Raw genomic sequence first — 25,561 nt, 5'->3', positions numbered from 1 at the left:
ATGAATAAATACAAATTAGGAACTAGAGAAATGGTAGCCATTCTTTTGATAACAATCGGTACAAAGTTTACGGATGCTACTCCAAACCTGCTGTTTCCTAAAACCTACATGGCAACATGGATGGTTCCTTTATTTGCTGCAGGCATGATTGCCATACCTCTCGCCATATTTTTACACTTATTAAATAAATATGAACTTGGTTTGGTTGACCTGGTTAAAAAGCTTTCAGGTAAGTTTGTTGGTACAGTTTTTAGTTCGTTTATTTTTATCTTTTATTTAGTTGGAACTGCCTTTTTAATGAGTGATTATGTATTTATATTATCGACCTTGTACTTTCCTCAGACTCCAGATTACGTCATTCTCGTTGTCCTTGCTGTTGTATGTTTTGGAATTGCTTCTGGAGGACCATATATGATAGGCAGAACAGCGTGGATTGTATTACCTTACGTTATGATAGCCCTTGCTCTTTTGTTAATCCTAGCAATGGTTGAGGAAATGGATACTGCATACCTTTTCCCTATATTCGGTAAAGGGTTGGATGTTGTAGTCAAAGAAAGTTTTTTAAAAAATTCTATTTACGTTGAAACTATAACAATGGCTACATTTATCCCTTTTATGACAAAAGTAAAACAATATTCTAAAGCTGCAATAATAGGGTTAAGTATTTTGGCAATTGAGATGTCTTTCTTTTTTATGTTCTATGTAACGATTTTTGATGCCTATTCATTAGAGGACATGCTTTTACCGTTTCAACATTTAACCAGAGTAGTTGAACTTGGAAGGTTTATTTCTAACTTTGAAGGATACTTTTTAGTATTTTGGCTAATTGCTTCAATAGTAAAGTATACAGTATATCTATTTGTGACTGCTCATTTATTCACTCAAACATTTAATGTGAAATCAACTCGGTTTCACTTGATCCCAATCACTACCTTAATGGTTTTAATTGGGATGTACCCAGACAATTTGATTTCATCTTCTTTCTTGTATAGAAATACGGTTCTTCATATAGGTTCTTTCTTTTTTTTCATACTTCCGTTTTTATTATGGATTCTATCATTGCGTAAAAAAGCGAGTGCATCACCATGAAGAAAATTATGTTCATTATACCGCTTTCCATCTTTATATTAACCGGCTGTTGGGATAAACACGAAATAGAAGAACAAGCATTTGTTGTCGTAATTGGTTTAGATGATTCTGAAAAGGAGGACGGGGTTTCCGTTACTTATCAAATTGCAAATCCTCAAGTTGGTATTCCCAATACTGGAGGGGAAAAAGAAGTGGCATCTGAAATCATTACTTTTACTGCTCCTGACTTTATAACAGCTAGGGATTTAGCTAATGCAACTGTTGCTCGTAAGGTAAACTTTGCCCATACAAAAGCCATGGTTATAGGTGAGGATTTTATAAGAACAGAGAAGGCAAAAAAATTCCTAACGTCTGGGATAAGAGACAGAGAAATTAGAAGAGACATACAGGTGGTTGTCTCTAAAGAAAAAGCAGCTGACTTTATTAAAAATAACAATCCAAATTTAGAAACGAGGCCGCATAAATTTTATGACTTAATGACAGGTAGATGGGCGGAAACGGGTCTCGTCCCTTTATCTGATCTTCAACGTTATTTTCAGAGGATTGAGAGCAAGAATGATGCCTATTTAGCCATTTACGCAACAACAGAAAAAAGTGATGATGATAAGTATGGAAATGAAGATGATTATTTACCTGGTCAAATTGATCAAAAAGGTAGCAGTAGGACCCAGCTAATTGGCAGTGCACTATTAAAAGATGGTGTAATGATTGGTACTTTAACAGGGGAAGAAACTCGCTCGGCTCTTAATTTAAGATCGAAATCAATAGCTAAATATATGAGAGTCACTTACAAGGATCCCTTTAACAAAAAATATAGAGTGGCTGCTTTATTGACCAAGCCTAGAAGTAACAAAATTGAAATATTAACGCAAGAAGTGACGCCGAAAGTAAATGTAACGATACCTTTGAGTTTTAAAATTTTAGCAATTCCTAGCGGAGAAAACTATGTTACGAACTTGGAAAATCAAGAGCTATTAAGAAGACATGTGGAGGATACATTAAAGAAGAAGTATAATGAGTTGGTAAAAATAACACAGGAAGAATATAAAATTAATCCGTTTAATTGGTCTCGCGTCGCAAGAAAAAACTTCCTTACAATGCAAGAGTATGAAGAATATGATTGGGATGATAAATATACTAACGCTGATGTGAATATAAAGGTAGAAGTGAAATTCACTGGATTTGGAAAGCAGTTAGGCCCTCCTAAAGTTGATGAAAAGGATGAAGGTAAATGATGAAGTGGTTGATTTATATTTTCGCATTTAGTATTTCAATCCTTTCATTATGGAAAGGTCGTGAAATTTGGAATGATGATAAAAAGGGTGCGGGGGTAGCAACAATGTTTTTAGGGGTATCAATAGTGTCATTAATAGTAATTTTGATTAATAGGCAATAATTTATAGCACTATGATACTTGCAAGTATATACAGTACTCGGAGGGGTACATAAAGTCGTATTAAAAGCCTTATTCTTTAGAGAATGAGGCTTTTTTGTCCTGCTAAAACTGATTATCGATTTCGAATAGCATTTAATGCACACTTTAAGATTCTTTCAAGGTATAAACTGGTGGGTGAAACGTAAGATGTACAGAGGCGAAAAAAGGTAAAAAGACGAATGAGGTGATTTGTTTGACTGAATATTCATCTTCGAATAATCAAGAAAGAGTGAATGCAAATAGCAAGAATGAACAATTAGAAGAATTTCGTGTTAGCGATGCTGGAAAGCCAATGACGACGAATCAAGGAAGAAAGGTCTCGAATGATAAAAGGATTTTAACTGCCGGGGTGCGAGGGCCGGGCGTATTAGAGAATGTTCATTTTTTTGAAAAGATGACATCTTTTGGGCATGAAACGATACCAGCAAGAAGGCTTCACGCCAGAGGATACGGGGCACATGGCGAGTTTGAATGCTACCAATCGCTGAAGCATTTGACAAAAGCTGGTTTCCTGCAAGAAGCTGGAAAAAAGACCCCCTTATTTGTTCGCTTTTCAACAGTACAAGGAAACAAAGGCTCAAAAGACACAGCGAGAGATTTACGTTGTTTAGGTGCTAAGTTTTACACGGAGGAAGGGAACTATGACCTGACGACGATCGCTTTCCCTGTGTTAATCAACCAAGACCCGTTGAAGTTTCCTGATATGATCCACGCTTACCAGCCTGAACCACGCACTGGCATGCCGCAAGCCGCAGGTGCCCATGATAATTTTTGGGATTACGTGGCAAATAACCCTGAAGCATTGCATATGACGCTCTGGGTAATGTCAGACCGAGGCGTGCTCCGAAGTTACCGGATGATGGAATCCTGGTCAGTCAATACGTATTTGTTTGTGAATGAGCAAGGAAAGAGGACGTTTGTCCGGTTTGTGTGGAAACCGGTTCTCGGATCTCATTCTTTGCTGATGGATGAGGCACAAAAAATTGGCGGCATCGATCCGGATTATCATCGTCGAGATTTAAGAGAAGCGATTGACCGTGGGGCCTATCCTGAGTATGAACTAGGTGTTCAACTCCTTTCAGAGGAAGATGAATTTAAATATGATTTTGATATCCTTGACTCTACGAAGTTCTGGCCAGAAGAACTCATTCCTGTGCAGATGATCGGTAAAATGACGCTGAACCGAAATGTAGAAAATGATTTTGCTGAAAATGAACAGGTCGCATTCAATCCTGCGAATGTTGTTCCGGGAATCGGTTTCTCTAACGACCCCGTCCTGCAGGGAAGGTTAATTGCCTATCAACCTACCCAATACCACCGGTTAGGCGGGAAAAACTTCCAGCACTTGCCGATCAATCGACCTATTTGTCCGATCCATAATAACCAGCAAGAAGGATTTATGAAATATGAAATCGATGTGGATCAGACGAATTATCATGAAAACTCACTTTTAAATAATACGCCATACACCACACCACCCGAAAAAGGCGGGTATGAGCATTATCCAACGAAAGTATCAGGCCACCTTACGCGCGAGCGACCGGAAAGTTTCGATGATATCTTCACACAGCCAAGAATTTTTTGGAACAGTTTAACGGCTATCGAGAAGCAGCATTTGATTGAAGCGCTGAATTTTCAAGTTGGTAGTGTGGATAGTGAGTCAGTGCGTCAGCAAGTCGTAGATTTATTAGTAAACGTTGATAAAGATATGGCTGCCATTGTAGCAGATAACGTCGGGGTCAATCGCCCAAGCGGAACAAACATCCCGGTATCAACAAGTTATCCATCCCTTAGCCAAACAAGTACACCTAAGTACGCATATTCTTTAAAAGTCGGAGTATTGATTGGCGACGGATTTAATGCAAATGAGGTAATGAACACACTAAAAGTATTAGAAGAATACGGCGTGTTTATTATCATCGTAAGCAACACCCTTGGAACGGTTACAGGGGATAATGGTACAAAACTAAAAGTTGATGAGACGTTTCTTACAACCAGTCCGTATTTATTAGATTCACTCTATATCGTTGGTGGCAGATCTAAAAATCAAGAAAAATTTGATTACGAAGTAAACGAGTATATAAACGTAGCGTATAAACACTACAAACCAATTGGAGTCGCATCAAGCGGACAAATCTATATTGATGCATCTGCGAATAATAACTTAGCCGGGGTCGTTTACGCTGCAAACAACCCTGACTTCGGCATGAATTTCGTCTCTGCAATTGAACAACAACGATTTTGGGATAGAAGATGATAGTGCCTTTATTAGGTCACAGCTAGAAAAATAGTTGGCACACGCCAACGTATCCCTGGTGAAATACAATTAAGAGAAATAAGAATATTAGTGAGGTGTATCAACATTCTATCAACACGTGGAATCCGATGTGTTGATAGAGTGGAACAGAACTCAAAAACAACTCAGAATAATGTCCGAGATATTTGGTGCAAAGGCGCACAAACGAATCTGTTTACAGTCATAAAATGGCATAGTGCCATACAATAAAATAAGTTTGAAGAAAGAGGGGATGATCATTAGCTTTAATACACAAACCCAAGTGTATATACAAGCAAGTTTTCGAGCTCTTACAGACGCATTACTTCCATCCTACCACGCGCAATCCAATTATGAATCTACTACTTGTATTTCGAATAGGAAGGTTCATGAATACATCATTTATTCTTTGGATCACTACCTTTCTATTCAGCAACAATTGCACAACACTGTCGTCCCCCTTTCGTACCCTACAGCTATAATGTTAGATAGAGCAGCAACTCAACTTGTGACCGCGTATCAGGCACTGCCATATCCGCAAAGTCACTTTCGAGGGGGCGGAACGTTTTCCTGTCTTTCTCGGCGAGATCGATTACGAACGTTATCTGCACTTGAAAATCTAGATATTGATCTTTATGCTTTGCCATCTCCATTTCGGAATCATGCAGGATTGGTTAAAAATGTGACAGACGCTCTTAACCGATTCTCCATGCTCGGTTATTATTCAGAATGGCCGGCTTACGGTTCTTCACGGTTGTGTTCGCCAAATGAACGACGTCTTGAGTTTTTCCCTATGAATTGGCAGCGAGCCGGTTACCCAGGCGTATCTTTGGGTTATCGTGATTTTCGCGGATTTTTATTACGAATGAATAGAAGCGAGGGGAAATATGAAAACGAGTCCTGATGTCATTGTTATTGGGGCAGGTGGGGGCGGTCCTGTTATCGCCAAAGAACTTGGGGAATTAGGAATTCATGTGCATGTGCTTGAAGCCGGCCCGTGGTACGGAAATAAGAAGTGGCCTGAGCCTAATAAGAATAGAGGGCTTGCAAAGGAAAGTTCCGATCCTGAAGATTTGGATGGCACACTTTACCGTAGTCAATTGACGAGACTTGAAGATGATATGAATGATCCCGTTACTGGTAAATTCCGCTTTGGAACTGCTGACCGGAGACGCACGCCCTGGTTTAGAAACGTCCCTGATCCTGCTCTTGTTTGGCAAACTGCTGGGGTTGGAGGGTCCACACTCCATTATTATGCCAACTGTCCACGTGCGTTTCCGCATGCTATCGATAACGAGTGGCCGATTCTTTACAAAGAGTTAATTCCATATTATGAAAAAGTGGAAGCTACTTTGCCGGTTGAATTTGCACCAACCACATCGAAAGAAGCACTTTTCTATTACGGAGCAGAAAAAGCAGGCTTTTCTCTTAATAAAACACTAGATGTAACAACAAGTGGATACCGTCCTCAACCGAATGCCATTTTACCACCCAATGAGCATTTGATGGATCCAAATTATTCTTTAGAACAATTAAGTCATATGGAGGGTTGCACGTTAAGTGGGCATTGTGGGCAAGGATGTCCATATGGTCCAAAACTTGAAAAGATGGCGAAACGGACGACAGCTGTGAGTTATGTTCCTCTGGCAATGAAAACAGGAAATGTGACGGTCAGGCCGAATACGTTTGTTACAAAGGTTTTAACAGAGAGTCATGCTAACGGCAAGGAATGCGCAATTGGAGTTAAAGTACGAGATACGTGGACAGGTGAAGTGGAAGAGTTGTATGCAAAAGTTGTCGTGATGGCGGCTGGTTGTGTGGAAACGCCTCGTCTTTGGCTGAACTCTGAATTGCCATATAACGCTTGGGTAGGCCGGGGATTGACAAATCATTATATGGATACGGTCACTGGGACATTTGATGAGCAAACGTTAATGCAGATCTTAGGAAGTCCAGCTGTTAATCCATTTGTTGGTCATACATCAGCAGCACGACTTGACTACCCTGGTCTTGGCATGATTGAAAATATGGGGGAAAGCCCGGGACTCACAGCTCAGTTGCTGTTCGGGTTTAGTCAATACGGCTATAACAGCCTTCATGAATCTCATTCAGACATATGGGATCAGCGAGGAAGACTTGTCGGTGCCAAGCTGGATGAAGCTATGAAAGACTACAGTAGGACACTTACACTTTTAATCGTTACAGATGATGAGGTACAATATCACAACCGTGTTGAGCTAGATCCCCATATGAAAGATGAACACGGGGCGGTACCACTTGTACACTATACTCCGAGTAAGAAGTCAAAAGAGAGAAGAGAACAGTTGGTTCATATTGCGACAGATATATTACGAAAAGCAGGTGCAAAAAAGGTACATCGTGCGGACCTTCCACCGAATCTTTTTATTCATTTACAAAGTACCATGCGAATGGGTTTTGTCGTCGACACATCATGTGAGGCCTATCAAGTAGACCGTCTCTTTATAGCAGACAACAGTGCCGATTACAATGCCCTTGGTGGGCCTAATCCTACGTTGACAACGCAAGCATTGGCAACGAGGACAGCAGAATTATTAGCGAAAAAATATTTTTAAAAGCACCGATCATGAATATCTCCCCTATAAGCTTGAACTTTTACTAATCAGATCACAGTGGTGATCACCCATCCCAAGGAATTCATAGGTGCCTGTGCAACATTGAATTCGGAACAGTTTGCTGCACAGGTACGCCCCACTCTGACTGTATGGCAAATGGGACCTACCATTCTCCACAATAATTTTAGGACACCCCAAAAGTTAAAGCCGCAATTAACTTTTGGGGTGTTTTATTAAGGATAAATACAGCACAGTTATAAAGCTCCCTATTGTAGTAATGACATGTTAGGTTCGATTCCAAAAACGTTGCTTAGCAATAGCCATCACAAAATCTTTTCCGAAGTCAGGGTTGTTCGCAGCAAACACGACCCCTTCTAAGTTATTATCATTGGATACATAAAAATAGGAACTTCCAGTCGTTGCTACACCAATTGGTTTATAGTGTTTATATGCTTCATGGATAAACTCCGTAATGCCTTGGTTGAATTTAGCTTGATTCCCGGCCGTTCCCCCAACGACATAGAGTGAATCATATAAGACCGGGTATTTAGTAGTGAACGTATCTTCGACTTTCAACACGGTGCCATCATCCCCGACAACATTACCAAGCTTTTCACTGATGACGTCTATAAACACCCCATGCTGCTGCAGGGTATTCAGTGCAGCTCTTACCTCTTCGCCGTTAAATCCATTGCCAATCAACACAGCAACTTTTTGTGTATAGGCATAATGCGGTGTGTTCATTTGGCTGATGGCAGAAGAACTCGCTGATACGGGAACGTGCGAACCTTCCGGACGATCAACCCCAATATTGTCGGCAATGATACATGCCAGCTCTCTGTCAACGTTCACCCACATATCAACGTTTTGCTGGCGGACGGATTTGCTTTTTACATACTGAAGGTGATAAATGAACGTATCCACAAGGTCTTGTTTCTCAACCGTCGTTAAGCTGTTCCAGAATAGTCGTGCCTGCGAAAAGTGATCATAGAACGATTCACTGGGACGTTCTCTCGTCACGTGTCCCTCTACTCTTCCCGGATAATGCGTGTAACCGCCTTCTTCAAAAGGGGTCTCTGCCGGTGTGTTTCCCGCTAATGAATTATTATGGTAAGTTACGTAATCAGTATCAATTCGGTATTTTGAATAGCTGTCGCGATGATTGGTGTTCACTTCTGAGATAGGCTTATTCACAGGTATTTCGTTAATGTTACCTGTACTTCCAAGTCGGTGATAATCTGTGTCCCGATAGGCGAAAGTCCTTCCCTGTAAAACTGGGTCATTGGAGAAAGCAATCCCTGGAACAACACTGGCAGGGTCAAAGGATGATTGCTCTTCTTCTGCAAAGAAATTGTCTACTAAACGATTCAACGTCAACTTACCGATTGTTTCAACAGGAACAACTTCTTCCGGCCATAGTTTAGTATCATCCAATACATCGAAATCGTACTTGTATTCATCTTCTTCCGCAATTAACTGCACACCTAGTTCATACTCCGGATAGGCACCTCTTTCAACCGCTTCTATCATATCACGGCGATGGAAGTCCGGGTCTACTCCGCCGATAATATTTGCTTCGTCAAGTAATAATGAATGCACGCCAAGTAAAGGTTTCCAGACAAATCGGAAGAAGGTTGACTTACCATGCTCGTTAATAAATCGAAAAGTATTAATCGGCCATCCTGCCATCATGCGCCAGCTTCGTGGACGCCCCCGCATAGACATCAGCCACATTACCATATGTGCTGATTCTTGGTTATTTGCGACATAGTCCCAAAACTTATCGTGTGCGACAGTAGCTTGCGGAACATCGGTAATGGCGCTCGGTTTAACCGCATGCGTGACATCCATAAATTTCATCGCATCTGCGAGAATGAAGACAGGAAATTGGAGGGACAACATATCATAATTTCCTTCTTGTGTATAAAACTTAACCGCAAAGCCGCGTATATCTACTGCTGTATCTTTTGACCCCTTACTTCCAACAAAGTTAGAGAATCGACAGAAAACAGGTGTTTTTGAACCGGGTTTTTGTAGAAAGTCAGCGACGGTATAGTGTTTCATAGATTTATATAATTCAAAATCACCATATAGTCCAAATCCTCTAGCATGCACTACTTTTTCTGGTATCCGTTCTCGGTTGAAACGCGATTGTTTTCTATAAAAATGGACATCTTGAAGTAAAGTCGGTCCGCGCCTTCCTGCTCTTAAGCTCCACCGATCATTAGAAATCTTAAATCCAGAATCACTTGTCATTTTTTCTCCGGGTCCGGTGTTTTTTTCGTAGTATTGCTCCAGTTGTTCTTTTTTGTTAGTAAAAGGCTTTTTGTTTCTTTCCTCATCCATTCTTTATCCATCCTCCCATAGATAATTCGTCCGGTTATATTCATATTCATTTTTTTCGGTGTTTAGGATACTTTTCTGTATTCTTATCATTGATGGTAAAGAGTCCAGACATTTTCTTGAGCGGATAGGTGGAGAAATTGTAAGAAATTGGCCTATCATACATGTAAGCCTGCTACCAAATAAGCAGCTGAAAGGGAGGCGTGAACAATGGAAAAATTGAAAGTTTATTTTGATTACACCTGACCGTTTTGTTATACGGAGACGGTGTCTCTGAAATCATTGGAAGAAGAAGAGGTCAGGATCGATTGGTCAGCCTGGCGGATGCCGGCTGATGCGAACCCGCCGGCTAAACCAGAAGGATACGGGGAAGGGGCACAGCGCTTCCTCAAGGAATTAGTGAGTGAAATGGGTTTAAGTATCCAGCCGCCAACTGAAAAAAGAAGCACACGGCTGGCGCACACCGGAGGAAAATATGCCCGGTCTAAAGGCAAGTTCAGTCCCTACCATCTCCGTATATTTCAAGCGGTCTGGGAGAAAGATGAAGATATCGGAGATCGCCATGTATTGGCTGGTATTGCCGAGGAAGTGGGTTTAGACCGTGAAGGGTTTTTAAATGCCTTGGGGAATCCTGAGTACGATATGCTTGTGGATGACGATCTTACCAATGCTGACAAAAATAAAATATGGACAATCCCTTCCTATATCGGGGCTAAGGGAGAAATACAAGTGCATCATTACAACGATATCCCGAGTCTTGAGAAACTAAGGGAGCTTCTCTAAAAATAGTCCAGTTAAAGCCGCGTTGCTAGCTTCTGCCGAAAAAGGATAGTATACTTTCTCATTGGAAAAATAGAAGAAACAAAGGATGGTAGCACCATGACCAATCAAACGACAACTACAAAAAAGGAAGAAATAGTAGAGGCATTCCGCTTTCGACATGCGACGAAGGTGTACGATGAAAAGAAGAAGATTTCTGATGAAGATTTTGAGTTTATCTTGGAAGCAGGACGCCTGTCCCCAAGTTCGTTGGGGTCAGAGCCTTGGAAATTTTTAGTCGTACAGGATCCTGAACTTAGAGAACGACTGATGGAAGTGGCCCCAGGTGCTGTTGAAAAACTGAAAACGGCCAGCCACTTTGTCATTTTGCTCGCTCGCAAAGGGGTAAGGTATGACTCTGATTATCTCATCAGTCAGATGAGAGATGTGCAAAAGATGCCTGAAGAAGTGGTAAAGGAAGTAACCGGTCAGTACAAACGATTCCAAGAACAAAAAAATATTCTTGATAATGAAAGGACGTTGTTCGACTGGTCGTCCAAGCAGACATACATTGCGCTTGGCAATATGTTGACAGCTGCAGCTCTAATCGGAATTGATTCCACCCCGATGGAGGGCTTCCATGCGGAAAAGCTGGAGGAATTGCTTGCTGAAGAAGGACTTCTCGACAACGGCCAATTTGCCCCGTCTGTCCTCGCTGCCTTTGGATATCGTAAGGAAGACCCGAAACGAGGGAAAACAAGAAGAGAACGTGATGACGTCGTCCAGTGGGTGTAGTCCGCTTTGGGATCACGATTTTTGGATGTAATTCCTATTAGCTGTGGGGAATGAAGCTCTGAGTTGCGATTATTTAGGCAACTATCAGGAGTAGCCGCCAACAATCCAGACCTTACGTTTGATGTAAAATAAAACAAAATAAGATGCAGGAAAAAAGAGGGGGTGCCGTTATAATAGGTATCCTCTTTTATTCAGAAAAGAATACTAAATGACGTTTGTCTTGCCGTGAGTGGTATAATAATCCAAGACACTTTCAGCATTTCAAAAGAAAGGTAGGGGCGTGTATGGCAGGGGAGAAAGTATCAATTATTGGGTTAGGAGCATTAGGAATTTTGTTCGGTCAACATTTGTCCAAGAAAATGCCTCCTCAAAATCTACGAATCATTGCAGATCAAGAGCGGATTAAAAGGTATGAAACAGAGCAAGTGTACAGCAACGGAGAGCGTTGTCACTTCCAGTATGTGACTCCAGAAGAAGCCGTTGAGCCGGCTGATCTCATCATTATTGCTGTGAAAGAATCGGGGTTGAAAGACGCACTCCATGCAATACACCGTCACGTTGGAGAAGACACTGTGATTCTATCTGCCTTGAATGGAATAACCAGTGAGGAAAGAGTTGCGGAAAGGTATGGATGGGACAAAGTTTTATATTGCATTGCCTATGGGATGGATGCGGTAAAAGAGGGGAACGAGCTCACGTATGCTAACATGGGAAAGCTCGCTTTCGGAGATATTGATCCTGACGGTGTATCGGACCAGGTAAAGCGCATTGCGCGTTTTTTTGACGAAACAGACTTCCCTTATGAAATAGATACCAATATGAAAAAAAGGATGTGGGGGAAATTTATGGTGAACGTCGGGGTGAACCAGACAGTTGCGGTTTACCGAGGGAACTACGGCACGATCCAAAAAGACGGGGAAGCGCGTGATAGGATGGTACGTGCCATGAAAGAAGTGATTGCTCTTTCTGAATGGGAAGGTGCTACGCTAACAGACGAAGATCTCCACTATTGGCTTGCCGTTCTCGGAACATTGAATCCCGAGGGAAAACCATCAATGGCACAGGATTTGGAAGCCAAACGTTTCAGTGAAGTGGAATTGTTCGCTGGGACTGTGCTGAGACTTGCGTCCAAGCATAACATTCCCACGCCAGTTAACAGGTCGTTTTACGAAGAAGTTATGAGGATCGAAAGCGGTTATTAACGGAACCAACGCCACTTCTCACGAACATTTTTTGCGCTTGTAAAAAAAGCTGAAGCCGTTTTTCGCTTAAATAGTAGTGGAATGAGTGGGAGTTCTGTAAAATGCTAGTATACTTTATTTTACGGGGAGGAATGCAGATGGTGCCCTATTTAACCAAAATATTTGCGGGGAAACCGCAAACAATGGGAGACAAAGACGCTAAAAACCCCATGGAACGAGAGTGGCGGAGTGCCATTTATAAAGAACCGGTTCATGAACGGGTTTGGTTGAGCAGATTGAATATTAACGGCGATGGGCAGGCGGATTTGAAACATCACGGTGGATTGGAAAAAGCGGTTTTCGCTTACCCGTCTGAACATTATGACCGTTGGAAAAATGAACTCCCAGCGGCTGGTCTAACTGTTGGCGGCATGGGGGAAAATTTTTCATTAGTTAATCAAACAGAACAAGAAGTTGCCATAGGGGATACATATCATATTGGAGAAGCGGTAATACAAGTGTCCCAGCCCCGGCAGCCATGCTGGAAGCCTGCCCGCCGCCACCAAGTGAAACAGTTGGCCTGGCTCATCCAAAATTCAGGCAGAACCGGCTGGTATTTCCGGGTATTAGAAGAAGGCTTTATTGAGGCGGAACAGCCGCTTACACTCGTGGAGCGACCGTATCCAGAGTGGACCATCGCACGCTGCAATCAAGTTATGCATGAAGAAAAAGAGAATCTCGAGGCGGCGCGCGAGCTGGCGGCGTGTGAAATGCTTGCCGCAAACTGGCGGGTTACCCTGAGAAACCGTGTCGAAAAAGGAGAAAACCCTGATATACGTAGGCGAATATTTGGTCCAAATGAATAAAGATATAAGATAAAAGACATGACTCAGCGATTAGTGGGTCATGTTTTTATTATTTTTTTACTTTTTTTTGAAATAAATTATTGACGCGAAGGTTGATAATGATTATCATTAATAATCATAAACAGCAGGGGGTTTTTACCATGAAGAAAGTAGTGAAGATTACGAGTTTAGTACTTTTATCTAGCAGTCTACTGGTCGGTTGCGGGGGAAATGAGTCAACGGATGAAGCAGCTGCTACAGAAGAGAGTCAACAGACAGAAGGAACAGAAACACAGCAGGCTGCCATACTAGAGGAAGAAGCAAATACATATAAGGAATTTGCGATGGAACAGCTTGATCAATTTGTTCTGGAAACGGAACAGTTTGTGGAAGCTGTAAAAGCAGGGGATGTTGAAAAAGCGAAAGAGCTTTATGCTCCGGCGCGGATGTACTTTGAACGATCAGAGCCAATTGCTGAAAGCTTTGGCGATCTCGATCCACGAATTGACGCGCGCCTTGCCGACTTAGAGGCAGAAGGGCAAGAAGAAAACTGGTCAGGTTACCACAAAATTGAATACGGACTTTGGGAAGAAGGAACGACGGAAGGGTACGACGAGACAGCCGATCAACTGTTGAACGATGTGAAAGAGCTGCGTGCAAAAGTGGAAACGGTAGAAGTAAGTCCTGATCTCATGATCACAGGTGCGGTTGATTTGTTAAATGAAGTATCTACTTCAAAAATTACGGGCGAAGAGGAAATCTTCTCCCATACAGACTTATATGATTTCAAGGCAAACGTGGAAGGGGCAGAAAAAATCTTTGAGATTTTCAAAGCAAAGCTTCAGGAAAAAGACACAGAACTTGTCGGAACCTTGGAGGAGAATTTTGCAACGCTAAATGATTTGCTTGCTCAGTATGAAGACGGTAACGGCGGTTATGTATCTTATGAAGAGCTTACAGATGAAGATACAAAGGCATTGTCAACGGCTGTTGATGAACTCGGAGAACCACTTAGTCAAATGGCTGTAGTTGTGGAGTGATATAAATGAGCGAACAAAATGAAAAAAATATGTTAGGTAAGAAAATTTCTCGTCGGGAAATGTTGAAAATTACGGGGATCGGAAGCGCCGGCATTGTGATCGGTGCCTCTGGGCTTCCTGGTATTTTAAACGCGTTTGGAGCGAATCCGTTTGTCGATGATGACGATACGGCTGTCAATAAAATCAAATTCTACGGAGGTCATCAATCTGGGATTGCAACACCAATTCCCGAGCATGTTTATTTCGTTTCATTAAAATGTAAAGCAAAGACAAAACAAGAATTAAAAGAAATGTTTCAATTATGGACAAATCAAAGTGCAGAATTAATGAATGGACGTTTTGTAGAGCCACTCAGCGACAATAAGTTAATGCCGCCTGCAGATACAGGGGAAGCGAAAGGATTGGATGCCTCTCATTTGACGCTCACCTTTGGGGTTGGTCCCAGTTTGTTTGAGAACGAAGCATACGGACTTGCGCATAAAAAGCCAAAGGAATTAAAAGACTTACCACATTTTCCTATGGATCAACTGGATCCACAATATGTCGGCGGCGATATTTGTATTCAGTCATGTGCGGATGATCCCCAGGTCGCTTTCCATGCTGTTCGTAATTTGATTCGTTCGGCCCGCGGTAAAGTTACAATGCTTTGGGCGCAGACCGGTTTTAATTCCTACCCCAAAAGTAAGAACAAGAAAAAAGAAACGCCGCGTAATTTATTCGCTTTTAAAGACGGAACGGAAAATCCACACGTGGATAAGCCGCAGGACATGAATGATGTCGTCTGGATCCAGCCGGGCGAATCAAAAGGCTGGCTTGCGGGCGGTACCTATCTGGTTGCCCGACGGATTCAGATGCATTTGGAAACCTGGGATCGTACTGCTTTACAAGAACAAGAAGCAACGTTTGGCCGTCACCGTGACAGCGGTGCCCCGCTTGGGAAGACAGGGGAATTCGAAGCGATGGAGCTTGACCGAAAAGAAAACGATGAGTTAGTCGTACCGGAAGACTCCCATGTTTTTCTAGCTAAGCAAGTGAAAGACCGCATTTTGCGGCGCTCTTTTTCCTATTCAGACGGCATTAACCCAAAGACGGGAGCTTTCGATGCAGGGCTTCTGTTCTTATCTTTTCAAAAGCATCCGAAACAGTTTATCAACATTCAAAACAGTTTCGGAAAGGAAGATAAACTAAATGAGTACATCACGCATCGGGGCAGTGCTCTGTTTGCTTGCTTTCCCGGGGTGAAAAAGGGCAGTTACTTAGGGGCGGAATTGTTTCAGTAAAGGAGAGGATAGAAAATGAAGAAAGTTGGGATTGTGCTCTGTTTTTTACTTTACTTCCTGTCTCCTTTGCAATTCGCAGCTGCTGAAGAAGATTACCAAAATTTGTTTATCTCTGTCGGTGACGCGATGATGAAGACTAAAGCTGAAGACTGGCAGGCAGTGGATGGCCTAGTTACACAATTACAGGAAGATTGGAAACAAGTAGACAAGAAGGACAGCAGTGAGGCGGCGAAGGTGGATAAAGCATTAGCGAACATACAGCAAGTTTTAGCAGATCATGAAAAAGAAACAATGCTTGATAACTTGTCAGCTGTCTCACACGCACTGGTCGCATTTGAAAAGGAACAAAATCCTGTCGATGAAGAAGCCCAGCGCCAAGAAGTAAAGACTGCTCTCACTCCTATTCTCGAAAAAATGAAAACGGCGATTGAGAGTGAGAACGCTTCAGAAATCGAAAGCACCTATGATCAGTTTTTGGCAGCATGGAATAAGAAAGAAAGCATAGTACGCGCCCAGAGTATCCCTCATTATGGACAAATTGAAACACAAATGGGTTTTTTACGAATGGGCCTGAGTCAGGAAGAAAAGGACTATACTCAAATAGCAACCATTCACCAGACTCTTGCTGACGCAGTTGCGTCTTTTCTTGCTGGTAAAGAAGTGAAAACTGATAATCAAGACTACTCGCTCGCAACCTTGATTGATTTGTTGGACAAAGCAGAGCAGGATATCGGTGAACAAAACCCTGAGGCGGCGGTTCCTGTATTGCAGGAATTTTTGACAGTCTGGCCATCTGTAGAAGGGGAAGTCCGGACAAAAAACGGCAGCTTGTATACAGAGCTTGAAAGTGAGATCCCTGTTATTGCTGGTAAATTATCCTCCTCGGGAACGAATATGGAAGAACAGAAGAGTCAACTCAGTAAATACAAACAATCGCTTGAACTCCTGCAAGAGAAAACGTCTTATTCTGTTTGGGACGCTGCCTTAGTAATGCTTCGTGAAGGCTTGGAAGCATTGCTGATCGTCGCCGCTTTGATTGCGTTTTTGCGAAAAGCAAACGCCCTTGAACAACAGAAGTGGATATGGGTGGGGGCGGCAGTTGGTGTCTTAATGAGTGTGGCAGCTGCGGTTGTCATCAGCAAGGTGTTCTCGCTTGCAACAGCCGGAGCGAATCGGGAAGCGATCGAAGGAGTGACCGGGCTTGTGGCAGTGGTGATGATGCTTGGTGTCGGCGTTTGGCTTCATCAGAAGTCAAATATGAAGGCATGGAACCATTACATCCAAAAACAAATGGGAACAGCTTTATCTACTGGAAGCATCGTGGCGATGTCATTTGTCAGCTTCTTATCGATATTTCGAGAAGGAGCCGAGACGATCATTTTTTACGCAGGGATGGCACCTTCCATCAGTACAGCGAAACTCCTTCTCGGGATTTTAGTTGCGATCGGGCTATTAGGCATCTTTGCCTTTTTGTTTATTCGCTACAGCACAAAAATTGCTATTGCGCCTTTCTTTAAAATTGCGACCGTACTTATTTACCTTTTAGCATTTAAAATTCTTGGAGTAAGCATTCATGCACTCCAGTTAACCAAACATATCAGCACGACCCAGGTACAACAGCTGCCTATTATTAATGCAATCGGCTTTTTCCCGACTCTCGAAACCATTCTACCGCAGCTGTTTTTGCTCCTCATTGTGCTTTTGGCAGCTGGTTGGTATAAGAGAACGAACAAGCAGCTACAAGTCTCTGAATCTGGGAGTGCAAACTAGAAAGAGCAGCTAGAACGATATAGGTTCTAGCTGCTCTTTTTGCATGTTAGAAGTGCTAGAAACTACTTGTCAGGAATATAAATGAATAAGACACGTTCTGTGCTGCATCTTAAAGAGACGAGCCGAGGTGATAGAGAGTGAATTTTGAGTTGACGAATGAACAAACAATGGTCCGTGATATGGTACGAGACTTTGCGCAACAGGAAGTCGCACCAAAAGCTCAAGAGCTGGACCGTAGCGCCCATTTTCCAGAGGAGACGTTTCATAAAATGGGGGAAATGGGACTCCTTGGCATACCATTCCCTGAAAAATACGGTGGTGCTGGCGCTGATAACATTTCTTATATGCTGGCAGTCAAAGAAATAGGCAGGGCATGCGGCGGCACAGGATTAAGCTATGCTGCGGCTGTTTCGCTCGGTGCAAGTCCGATCTATTATTACGGAACAGAAGCACAAAAGGAAAAATACCTCGTCCCGATTACCTCGGGAGAAACGCTCGGTGCATTCGCCCTAACGGAACCGAATGCTGGCTCGGACGCTGGTGGAACCGAGACAAAAGCGATTTTAAAAGACGGTCATTATGTCATAAATGGTGAAAAATGCTGGACAACGAATGCTCAGTACTCAAAGACGGTCATTGTTACTGCTGTGACAGGAAGGGACAGTCAAGGGAAAAACATTATTTCGGCGCTTATTGTTCCGACAGACGCGAAAGGTTTCACCATAAGAAACCCCTACGACAAAATGGGGGTGCGTGCTTCCAATACGTGTGAGCTTATCTTAGAAAATGTCAGAGTGCCTGCGGAAAATCTACTCGGTGATCCGAAATCCGGTTTCAAGCAATTTCTTTTTACGCTTGATGGCGGGAGGATTTCGATTGCGGCGCTTGCTATCGGTATTGCAGAGGGAGCTTATGAAAAAGCGAAAAGATATGCTCAAGAAAGAAAACAGTTCGGGAAACGCATTGTTAATTTCCAAGCGATACAATTTAAACTCGCCGACATGGCGATGGAAATAGAGCTAGCTCTCAACATGGTATTAAAAGCGGCTTGGCTAAAGGATAACCGTAAGCCTTTTACGAAAGAATCGGCCTATGCAAAGCTTTTTGCTTCTGAAATGGCAACGCGTACGTGTAATCAAGCGATCCAGATACACGGTGGGTACGGATACATGAGGGAGTATGGAGTAGAACGGATGCTTCGCGATGCGAAATTAATGGAAATCGGTGAAGGAACATCGGAGATTCAAAGACTCGTCATCGCCAGGCAGATTGGTTGTGACAGTTTATAAAGGGCGGAATCCATACTTCGTGTGCAGATATCCATACTTGAAGAGGTGGAATCCATACTGCGGGTGCAGGTATCCATCCATGAAGTTTCCGAATCCATACTTCAGTCGCAGGTATCCATACTTGAGGGGAGACCGCAATATTCGTGCTAGCCGTCCAGAAATGAGAATACTACCCCGCGAGTCATTTTAAAATAGCTTAATACAAAAGGAGGCAGTCTGATGAGTCATATACCGGCTCCGATTGCTGGTGTTATCTGGAAGATGCTCGTAAACGAGGGTGATGAGGTACATGCAGATGACGAGGTGGCCATTTTGGAATCTATGAAAATGGAGATCCCCATAACCGCTGAGCAAAATGGGTTCGTTGCCGAAGTAGTAAAAAAACAAGGAGAATTCGTTAACAGCGGCGATATCTTAATCAAGTTACGATAGTGAACATTGATAAAAGGGGAGATATGAACGTGCAGCTGCCTGACCGGGTGCGGATCAGAGAAGTGGGACCACGCGACGGTCTCCAGAATGAGAACGTTCGGTTAACGACAGAAGATAAAATAGACTGGATTAATCGTTTAGCAGACAGTGGGCTTTCATATGTAGAGATTACCTCTTTTGTATCGCCGAAATGGGTCCCCGCACTTGCAGACGCACGGACCGTAGCGCGGGGAATCCGTCGGAAAAAAGGGGTGACGTACGCGGCGCTGGTACCGAACCTTCAAGGACTTTCGGAGGCGCTTGCAGCCGATGTCGATGAAATTTCCGTTTTCATGTCTGCCACGGAAACGCATAACCGTAAAAATATAAATAAATCAATAGACGAGACGTATCCCTTATTAAGGGAAATTGTCAAAGAAGGGAAGGCAGCCGGTAAGACAGTCAGAGGATACCTCTCGATGGTTTTTGGCTGTCCCTATGAAGGAAAGGTAGAAATTCAACAAGTAGAAAAGTCTCTTTATAAGCTCCTCGAGATGGGAGTAGACGAATTGTCGCTAGGGGATACAATCGGTGTTGCAGGCCCACAGCAGGTTCGAGAAATGCTTGCCGTCGTATTGAACAGCATCCCTTCGGAAAAAATCGCGATGCATTTTCACGATACACGCGGGGTAGCATCTGCAAACTGTTTTGCTTCCTTGCAGATGGGAATTGCTAAGCTTGACAGCTCATGTGGCGGGATTGGCGGTTGCCCTTATGCACCAGGTGCCTCCGGTAACATTGCTACGGAAGAACTTTTATATTTAGTTCACAGCATGGGAATTCAGACGGACGTGGATGAAAAATCTGTTTTTGATGCGGCTTTGTTTATCGAGCGGAAAATAGGAAAACCTTTAGCCAGCAAAGTGCTTCAGGTTGAAAGAACAAAGCTTAAGGAAAACGGGGGTTCTACTTATGAGTTGGGAAAAGGAACTAAAAGATAGAGTGACACAAATTGAAAAAGGTGGTCACTTTAAGTATCACGAGAAAAACAAAGAGAAGGGAAAATTATTTGTGCGCGATCGCTTAGCCCTTCTTTTAGACAACGGCATAGAGTTCGAGGACGGGAAATTTGCGAATGAAGACGCGGAAGGGCTGCCGGCTGACGGAGTCATTACCGGGACAGGGAAAGTGAACGGTCGCACGGTCTGTTTTATGGCAAATGATTCTACAGTTAAAGCAGGATCTTGGGGAGCGAGGACGGTAGAGAAAATCATTCGTATCCAGGAAACCGCAGAAAAATTAAATGTTCCACTTCTATATCTTGTTGATTCCGCGGGCGCCCGCATCACAGACCAGGTGGAAATGTTTCCCGGGAGGCGCGGTGCAGGTCGAATTTTTTACAATGAAGTAAAGTTATCCGGGCGAATTCCACAAGTGTGTATCTTATTTGGCCCCTCGGCTGCAGGTGGTGCTTATATCCCGGCTTTTTGTGACGTGGTCATCATGGTGAAGGGCAACTCTTCTATGTATTTAGGTTCACCGCGGATGGCAGAGATGGTAATTGGGGAAAAAGTGTCTCTTGAAGAAATGGGCGGAGCTGACATGCATTGTTCGGTATCGGGGTGTGGGGATATCCTCGTAAGTGATGAGACATCTGCAATTGAGAAAGCACGTTCTTATTTGTCGTATATGCCACTGAACTATAAGAAACAGCCTCCCGAATCGACTGCTCATGAACCGGCAGCTTTTGAAACATCCGTAGAAGAAATCCTCCCACACAATCAAAATGTTCCTTTTAATATGTACCAGCTTATTGAAAGAATTATAGATAATAATAGCTTTTTTGAAATGAAGGAATTGTTTGCCCCAGAGTTAATTACTGGTTTTGCGAGACTAAACGGACAAGCAATCGGAGTTATTGCCAATCAGCCGAAAGTAAAGGGCGGCGTGTTATTTCCTGATTCTGCTGACAAAGCAGCCCGTTTTATTACGCTGTGCGATGCCTTCCATATTCCGCTGCTTTTTTTAGCAGACATACCTGGATTTATGATCGGCACCCACGTTGAAAGAGCTGGCATTATCCGGCATGGTGCAAAAATGATTGCCGCGATGTCTGAAGCCACCGTGCCAAAGTTATCGGTTATTGTTCGTAAGGCATATGGGGCTGGGCTTTATGCGATGGCGGGGCCTGCTTTTGAACCGGACTGCTGTCTTGCGCTTCCAAGTGCACAGATAGCCGTAATGGGGCCGGAAGCAGCAGTCAACGCTGTGTACGCCAACAAGATTGCTGCTCTCCCAGAGGACAAAAGACAAGCTTTTGTTGAAGAAAAGCGTCGCGAATATAAAGAAAACATCAATATTTACCGGCTCGCTTCGGAAATGGTGATCGATGATATAGTAAACGGCAATGACCTACGGCAAGAGCTCATAAACCGTCTTGCTGTATATAAAAGTAAATACATGAAATTTTCCGAGAGAAAGCATGCTGTTTACCCTGTTTAGAATGTGAAGAAGACATTTTTGACATGATCAGTAATCAATACTAAAATGAGCGTATATTTAATAGAAGTTTTTGAATCTTTCATGGGAGGCTAACGTGAACGCTAATACGCTTTGGGATGATTTTAATTTTTCTTATATTTTATTAGAAAAAAGGGAGAAAGTAGCCGTTTTAACACTAAACAATCCTAATAAACTAAATGCAATGGATGATAGGTTACTAGCGGAGCTGAGGGAAGCTTATCAGAATGTAATGGATGCTTCTGATATAAAAGCTTTGGTTATTACAAGCACTGCTAAGAAAGCGTTCTGCGCCGGAATTCATGTATCTTATGTTCGGGGATTATCGAATGAACAGGCGGGAAATTTTTTCTTTGAGCTGGCGGAATTTTTTGAATGGTTGATTCACTGTCCGTTCCCGACCATTGCCGCGGTGGATGGTTATGCGTTCGGTGCCGGGGCGGATCTTGCTTTAGCTTGCGATATACGAATTGGTGCAACGAGAGCCTCTTTTCGTTTTCCAGGACCCCAGTTCGGAGTAGTCCTCGGTACGCAGCGTCTTATGGATGAAATTGGTCCCGCGCAGGCCCGTTTTTTAGCACTGACGAATCAGCTGATCGATGCAAATAGAGCACTTCAGTTAGGAATCATTCAAGAAAAGGTCGCGGAGGAAAGCCTGACGGAGTACGCATGTCAAGTAGCAGACGCCATCACCCGTGTGCCTGAACATACGACAGGTACGATAAAGAGCCTCACTAACGGGCAGAAAGCGGGATCACCACCTGATTTGACAAGAGACTCCATAGTAACAGGGGATTTCCAAGAGCGGTTTGCAGGTTACCTGGAACGGCTGAAGAAAAAGTAACGGCGAAAGGGTGGGAGCGGTGATTACAGCAGAAAACTATCCCGGATTAGCAACGCTTATTAAAGAGGTCAACGAAATTATCAAAGAGTATGAAGAAGAAAAATCCATCACAGAACAAGTATCGAATCGCTTAGCCGCATTTATAAAAAAATATCCACACGAGATACCAGTGTCATACAAACGCGCCAACCCTGATAAATATGTACTTTATCCTTTATTTGTTTCGGACACTGATAACTTTTCAATCTCTGTTGCTGTCTGGGATGTCGGTCAGTCGACTCCTATTCATGATCACGGAGTATGGGGTGTGATCGGAATTGTCGAAGGAAGCGAACGCGAAATCCAGTATCAGAAGCATACGCATCGACTTGAACAAACTGGAGAATACCACCTGGGATCGGGGGATGTAAAAGTATGTTGCAGTTCCGACCAGGATATCCACGAAGTAAGCTGCGCTTCTGACATCCCGTGTGTTGCCGTTCACATCTATGGCGGCAATGTAGGGGAATTAACACGTTATGTATATGAAGAAGAAAACGGGGAGAAAAAAGCAGTGATCACCCCTTGGGACAGTAGGCCGCTTATAAGCTGATTGTTGGCTTCGCTGATAACGACAGAGAATGCAGAAATAACAACCTCATAGAAGTCGTATGAAGTTGTGAAAGGAAGAAAGTGCCAAAACAGCGACATCATAATGATCGTACGGCGTCGTGAAGATACAAAACCGCAAAAATAGTGACGTCATAAGGGGTGAATGAAGTCGTGAAAAGTGTTCCCCTCGACAATAACGACGTCATAGCCGTTCAATGAAGTCATGAAAATGGTTGATCCGCGAAACAGCGACGTCATTATAGCAAACACATCCCATCTGGTTGAACAGAGAGGATGTGTTTCTTTTATTTGTTCCGTTAGCTGTTTACGGTGTTACCTTCTGCCGGGATCGGGTGATCTTTTAGCATGCGGGCAAAGTGCGCTAAATTATACGCCATCGTTCTCGTGTTTTTCTTTGTGAACTCGCTGTCTTGCCCGGCCTCAATATAAGAAGGACCAGGCCCAGCCTCCCCGACCCAGTACGTGTCGGCATTTGGCGGGATCATGAATCCAATGTGCTGGAGGGCATACAAAATCGAACGGGCTGAATCTTTTGCGCCGTCTTCATTTCCAGTGATGACAACGCCGGCTACTTTGTTGTAGTAAATGCTTTGATCTTTCTCATTTGTTTCATCGCTTGAGGCACTGAGACGTTCGATCACTCGCTTGGCGATACTACTTAACTCGCCCAACCAGATCGGCGTTCCAATCACGATGATATCTGCCTGTTTCACCTTATCCAGGATAGAGGGCCACTCATCTCCGCTTCCCATATCCGGCTCGATCCCCGGCTTTATCTCGTAGTCAGCAATCCGCACTTCTTCAACGGACACATTTTCTTTCTGCAGCCACTCCCCGGCTTTTTGGAGGAGGGCACTTGTATTGGACGTATCCGAAGATGCTTTCAGTGACGTGTTTAAAAATAACGCTTTAATCCCAGCCATAATGACTAATAGCCTCCTTGTTTCAATATTAATTTCCTCATTCCCGGAAATTGTGATCGGATAAACGATATTTTCATAACTTCCTTTGGTTCATCAGGACAATTACATCCATAAGCGAGAAAGCCAAATTCCAATAGTGAGCAGGAAGCCGAATGTCCAATGGTGTAAGGCGACCCATTTCATTGCTCGCATCTCTTCATCACGGGAATTCTCTTTGCGAAAAAAAATAAACAAGTCGTACAGCGAGGGGCACGGCAAGAATCGTTATCAAGGTAAGGAGAGGAAGTATACCCCCAGCGATCATGATAAAAATAAGCAGATAAGATAGGGTTAACAGCACCATTAATAGTATAATAGCGTTTCTTTTTCCAATCTTGATTGGTAAGGTGCTTCGAAAGGGAAGATCCTTATCAATGTCTCTTATGTTATTTGTAAGAATCATCGTGGCGATCAGTACCGCAAAAGGAAGCGAAACAAACAAAATTTGTAGGTTGGGGACAAGTCCCTGCACGATATAAGCGAGGGAAAACGGAACAATGCCAAGGAAAAGGGCAGCTGTTCCTTCCCCAAGGCCGAGAGCTGACAAGGGAGCACCTGCAGAGTAACAGTAACCTGCCAGTACGCCGACAGCTCCAGCCCCCAATATCCACCAACCAGTTTGCCATGCGAGCCAAATACCGATCGTGGCTGCTGCTACAAGTAATAACAACGCTGTATTTCGTACAGTAGCCGGCGCTAGGCCGTGGGTTTGTTCGTTCGCTGATTGTACAAGCCATTTTTCGGCATCCTGACCATGCAGAAAATCATAGTAGTCGTTAAATATATTGACAGCTGCTTGAATGAGCAAGAGGGCACATAGAAAAGCAGCAAAATTTACAAAATCGATAGATCCTTTTCGAAAAGCCAGCCCAGTAGCAGCTAGAACAGGCATAATAGAACCCGTGAAAGTGAGTGGCCGAATAAGGCGGATCCAAGAATAACGATATACAAATGTGTTAGCGTGTGGTTGGCTCATAATGATGACCTCCTTTCGTAATTGGTCGTCACAATAGGACCATTACCATGATTACCACGATAAAACCCGCGACTTCGAATGAGGCAAGAAATTTAGCAAAGCGCAGCGATCTATTTAATGGGGTAGTAATCCCTTTATCGGCAAGTTGCCACAGGGTATTATTTGCTAAAACAGCCATCATACTTTTGAAACTGATAGAAGCTCCCCAAATTAATGAAAGACTGGCAGTAATAAAGGCAACAGCCCAACGCTTCCCGTATAAAGTATTCCAAATATCGCCCCACTGATGAAGTGGGCCTAGTATAGTCCCAAGAACGAGGCCACTTACTATCACACCAATTCCAGCCAAGATAAATAATGGGTGCGCTTTCTTCATGACGGTTGCGAGGACATTTCGTTGTTCGGAAAATGTCAGGCTAGAAATAGCAGGGAACACTCCCCATCCGACAAACATCACCCCTCCCACCCATGTTATGCCAAGAAATATATGAATAAAAAGTATAAGTTGAAAAATAAGTAATCTCACGAACCATTCCCCCTT

General features: G+C 43.3%; 22 protein-coding genes and 1 pseudogene. 19 read left to right on the top strand and 4 right to left on the bottom strand.

Translation table 11 applies throughout. From position 1 onward, the window contains the following. From LOR49_RS08575 to LOR49_RS08550, 6 genes are all read left to right on the top strand, one after another. A complete protein-coding gene (locus LOR49_RS08575; protein ID WP_240376030.1) occupies positions 1 to 1,089 on the top strand; it encodes a GerAB/ArcD/ProY family transporter in 1,089 nt (362 codons plus the stop codon). Further along, a complete protein-coding gene (locus tag LOR49_RS08570) occupies positions 1,086 to 2,324 on the top strand; it encodes a Ger(x)C family spore germination protein (RefSeq protein ID WP_240376029.1) in 1,239 nt (412 codons plus the stop codon). Before LOR49_RS08575 ends, LOR49_RS08570 begins: the two co-directional genes overlap by 4 nt. Continuing rightward, positions 2,321 to 2,485: a hypothetical protein gene (locus LOR49_RS08565; protein ID WP_240376028.1), complete on the top strand. Its 165-nt coding sequence runs from the start codon at positions 2,321 to 2,323 to the stop codon at positions 2,483 to 2,485. The genes LOR49_RS08570 and LOR49_RS08565 overlap by 4 nt, the downstream gene beginning before the upstream one ends. 232 nt (positions 2,486 to 2,717) lie before the next feature. Further along, positions 2,718 to 4,781, top strand: coding sequence for a catalase (locus LOR49_RS08560; protein WP_240376026.1), 2,064 nt, complete (start codon positions 2,718 to 2,720; stop codon positions 4,779 to 4,781). 271 nt (positions 4,782 to 5,052) lie between these two features. Next, complete coding sequence (locus tag LOR49_RS08555; protein ID WP_240376024.1) at positions 5,053 to 5,703, top strand: hypothetical protein; 651 nt, start codon at positions 5,053 to 5,055, stop codon at positions 5,701 to 5,703. Further along, the gene (locus tag LOR49_RS08550) at positions 5,687 to 7,393 is read left to right on the top strand and encodes a GMC family oxidoreductase N-terminal domain-containing protein (RefSeq protein ID WP_240376022.1); all 1,707 of its coding nucleotides are present in this window, start codon (positions 5,687 to 5,689) and stop codon (positions 7,391 to 7,393) included. The genes LOR49_RS08555 and LOR49_RS08550 overlap by 17 nt, the downstream gene beginning before the upstream one ends. A gap of 285 nt (positions 7,394 to 7,678) precedes the next feature. On the opposite strand, the gene LOR49_RS08545 is transcribed toward LOR49_RS08550, so the two are convergent. Further along, positions 7,679 to 9,739: a catalase gene (locus tag LOR49_RS08545; protein WP_240376021.1), complete on the bottom strand. Its 2,061-nt coding sequence runs from the start codon at positions 9,737 to 9,739 to the stop codon at positions 7,679 to 7,681. A 255-nt stretch (positions 9,740 to 9,994) separates the two neighbouring features. On the opposite strand from LOR49_RS08545, the pseudogene LOR49_RS08540 reads away from it, so the two are divergent. The 13 genes and pseudogenes from LOR49_RS08540 to LOR49_RS08480 all read left to right on the top strand — a co-directional run. After that, positions 9,995 to 10,519, top strand: a pseudogene (locus LOR49_RS08540) (DsbA family oxidoreductase); the annotation flags it as partial. Positions 10,520 to 10,615: 96 nt separating this feature from the next. After that, the gene (locus LOR49_RS08535; RefSeq protein ID WP_240376019.1) at positions 10,616 to 11,290 is read left to right on the top strand and encodes an NAD(P)H-dependent oxidoreductase; all 675 of its coding nucleotides are present in this window, start codon (positions 10,616 to 10,618) and stop codon (positions 11,288 to 11,290) included. 284 nt (positions 11,291 to 11,574) lie between these two features. Further along, positions 11,575 to 12,492 carry a ketopantoate reductase family protein gene (locus LOR49_RS08530; protein WP_240376018.1) on the top strand — a complete coding sequence of 306 codons (918 nt, stop codon included), beginning with the start codon at positions 11,575 to 11,577 and terminating at the stop codon, positions 12,490 to 12,492. Between the two features lie 101 nt (positions 12,493 to 12,593). Then, positions 12,594 to 13,337 carry an MOSC domain-containing protein gene (locus LOR49_RS08525; protein WP_240376017.1) on the top strand — a complete coding sequence of 248 codons (744 nt, stop codon included), beginning with the start codon at positions 12,594 to 12,596 and terminating at the stop codon, positions 13,335 to 13,337. A gap of 140 nt (positions 13,338 to 13,477) precedes the next feature. Further along, a complete protein-coding gene (gene efeO / locus LOR49_RS08520) occupies positions 13,478 to 14,356 on the top strand; it encodes an iron uptake system protein EfeO (protein ID WP_240376016.1) in 879 nt (292 codons plus the stop codon). Positions 14,357 to 14,361: 5 nt separating this feature from the next. Then, a complete protein-coding gene (efeB, locus tag LOR49_RS08515; RefSeq protein ID WP_240376014.1) occupies positions 14,362 to 15,636 on the top strand; it encodes an iron uptake transporter deferrochelatase/peroxidase subunit in 1,275 nt (424 codons plus the stop codon). 15 nt (positions 15,637 to 15,651) lie between these two features. After that, positions 15,652 to 17,406 (top strand): FTR1 family iron permease, encoded by a 1,755-nt coding sequence (locus tag LOR49_RS08510; RefSeq protein WP_240376013.1) that lies wholly within the window; start codon positions 15,652 to 15,654, stop codon positions 17,404 to 17,406. Positions 17,407 to 17,543: 137 nt separating this feature from the next. Then, a complete protein-coding gene (locus LOR49_RS08505) occupies positions 17,544 to 18,695 on the top strand; it encodes an acyl-CoA dehydrogenase family protein (RefSeq protein WP_240376012.1) in 1,152 nt (383 codons plus the stop codon). Between the two features lie 219 nt (positions 18,696 to 18,914). Further along, positions 18,915 to 19,127 (top strand): acetyl-CoA carboxylase biotin carboxyl carrier protein subunit, encoded by a 213-nt coding sequence (locus LOR49_RS08500; protein WP_240376011.1) that lies wholly within the window; start codon positions 18,915 to 18,917, stop codon positions 19,125 to 19,127. Positions 19,128 to 19,156: 29 nt separating this feature from the next. Next, positions 19,157 to 20,107 (top strand): hydroxymethylglutaryl-CoA lyase, encoded by a 951-nt coding sequence (locus LOR49_RS08495; protein ID WP_240376010.1) that lies wholly within the window; start codon positions 19,157 to 19,159, stop codon positions 20,105 to 20,107. Then, entirely contained in the window at positions 20,079 to 21,608 is a 1,530-nt protein-coding gene (locus LOR49_RS08490; RefSeq protein ID WP_240376009.1) for an acyl-CoA carboxylase subunit beta, read from the top strand. The genes LOR49_RS08495 and LOR49_RS08490 overlap by 29 nt, the downstream gene beginning before the upstream one ends. A gap of 94 nt (positions 21,609 to 21,702) precedes the next feature. Then, on the top strand, positions 21,703 to 22,470 hold the full coding sequence (locus LOR49_RS08485) for an enoyl-CoA hydratase/isomerase family protein (RefSeq protein ID WP_240376008.1): 768 nt from the start codon (positions 21,703 to 21,705) through the stop codon (positions 22,468 to 22,470). 19 nt (positions 22,471 to 22,489) lie between these two features. Beyond that, a complete protein-coding gene (locus tag LOR49_RS08480; protein WP_240376006.1) occupies positions 22,490 to 23,062 on the top strand; it encodes a cysteine dioxygenase family protein in 573 nt (190 codons plus the stop codon). 316 nt (positions 23,063 to 23,378) lie between these two features. Here LOR49_RS08480 and LOR49_RS08475 read toward each other — a convergent pair whose 3' ends face one another. The 3 genes from LOR49_RS08475 to LOR49_RS08465 form a co-directional block, all read right to left on the bottom strand. Beyond that, complete coding sequence (locus LOR49_RS08475; protein ID WP_275899574.1) at positions 23,379 to 24,005, bottom strand: flavodoxin family protein; 627 nt, start codon at positions 24,003 to 24,005, stop codon at positions 23,379 to 23,381. Between the two features lie 199 nt (positions 24,006 to 24,204). Beyond that, positions 24,205 to 25,020: a prenyltransferase gene (locus LOR49_RS08470; RefSeq protein WP_240376004.1), complete on the bottom strand. Its 816-nt coding sequence runs from the start codon at positions 25,018 to 25,020 to the stop codon at positions 24,205 to 24,207. Between the two features lie 28 nt (positions 25,021 to 25,048). Beyond that, the gene (locus tag LOR49_RS08465) at positions 25,049 to 25,546 is read right to left on the bottom strand and encodes a hypothetical protein (RefSeq protein WP_240376003.1); all 498 of its coding nucleotides are present in this window, start codon (positions 25,544 to 25,546) and stop codon (positions 25,049 to 25,051) included. Between the last annotated feature and the right edge of the window lie 15 nt (positions 25,547 to 25,561).

Origin of the sequence: Bacillus piscicola, from assembly GCF_022458745.1 — a bacterium.
In the GTDB taxonomy this organism is placed as follows: Bacteria; Bacillota; Bacilli; order Bacillales; family Marinococcaceae; genus Alteribacillus_A; species Alteribacillus_A piscicola.
This window is presented reverse-complemented; position numbering and strand designations above follow the sequence as displayed.

Coding starts and splice junctions, on each gene's coding strand:
- LOR49_RS08575 (WP_240376030.1), top strand. CDS start 1: ATGAATAAATACAAATTAGGAACTAGAGAAATGGTAGCCATTCTTTTG.
- LOR49_RS08570 (WP_240376029.1), top strand. CDS start 1,086: ATGAAGAAAATTATGTTCATTATACCGCTTTCCATCTTTATATTAACC.
- LOR49_RS08565 (WP_240376028.1), top strand. CDS start 2,321: ATGATGAAGTGGTTGATTTATATTTTCGCATTTAGTATTTCAATCCTT.
- LOR49_RS08555 (WP_240376024.1), top strand. CDS start 5,053: ATGATCATTAGCTTTAATACACAAACCCAAGTGTATATACAAGCAAGT.
- LOR49_RS08550 (WP_240376022.1), top strand. CDS start 5,687: ATGAAAACGAGTCCTGATGTCATTGTTATTGGGGCAGGTGGGGGCGGT.
- LOR49_RS08545 (WP_240376021.1), bottom strand. CDS start 9,739: ATGGATGAGGAAAGAAACAAAAAGCCTTTTACTAACAAAAAAGAACAA.
- LOR49_RS08535 (WP_240376019.1), top strand. CDS start 10,616: ATGACCAATCAAACGACAACTACAAAAAAGGAAGAAATAGTAGAGGCA.
- LOR49_RS08530 (WP_240376018.1), top strand. CDS start 11,575: ATGGCAGGGGAGAAAGTATCAATTATTGGGTTAGGAGCATTAGGAATT.
- LOR49_RS08525 (WP_240376017.1), top strand. CDS start 12,594: ATGCTAGTATACTTTATTTTACGGGGAGGAATGCAGATGGTGCCCTAT.
- efeO (WP_240376016.1), top strand. CDS start 13,478: ATGAAGAAAGTAGTGAAGATTACGAGTTTAGTACTTTTATCTAGCAGT.
- efeB (WP_240376014.1), top strand. CDS start 14,362: ATGAGCGAACAAAATGAAAAAAATATGTTAGGTAAGAAAATTTCTCGT.
- LOR49_RS08510 (WP_240376013.1), top strand. CDS start 15,652: ATGAAGAAAGTTGGGATTGTGCTCTGTTTTTTACTTTACTTCCTGTCT.
- LOR49_RS08500 (WP_240376011.1), top strand. CDS start 18,915: ATGAGTCATATACCGGCTCCGATTGCTGGTGTTATCTGGAAGATGCTC.
- LOR49_RS08490 (WP_240376009.1), top strand. CDS start 20,079: ATGAGTTGGGAAAAGGAACTAAAAGATAGAGTGACACAAATTGAAAAA.
- LOR49_RS08475 (WP_275899574.1), bottom strand. CDS start 24,005: ATGGCTGGGATTAAAGCGTTATTTTTAAACACGTCACTGAAAGCATCT.
- LOR49_RS08470 (WP_240376004.1), bottom strand. CDS start 25,020: ATGAGCCAACCACACGCTAACACATTTGTATATCGTTATTCTTGGATC.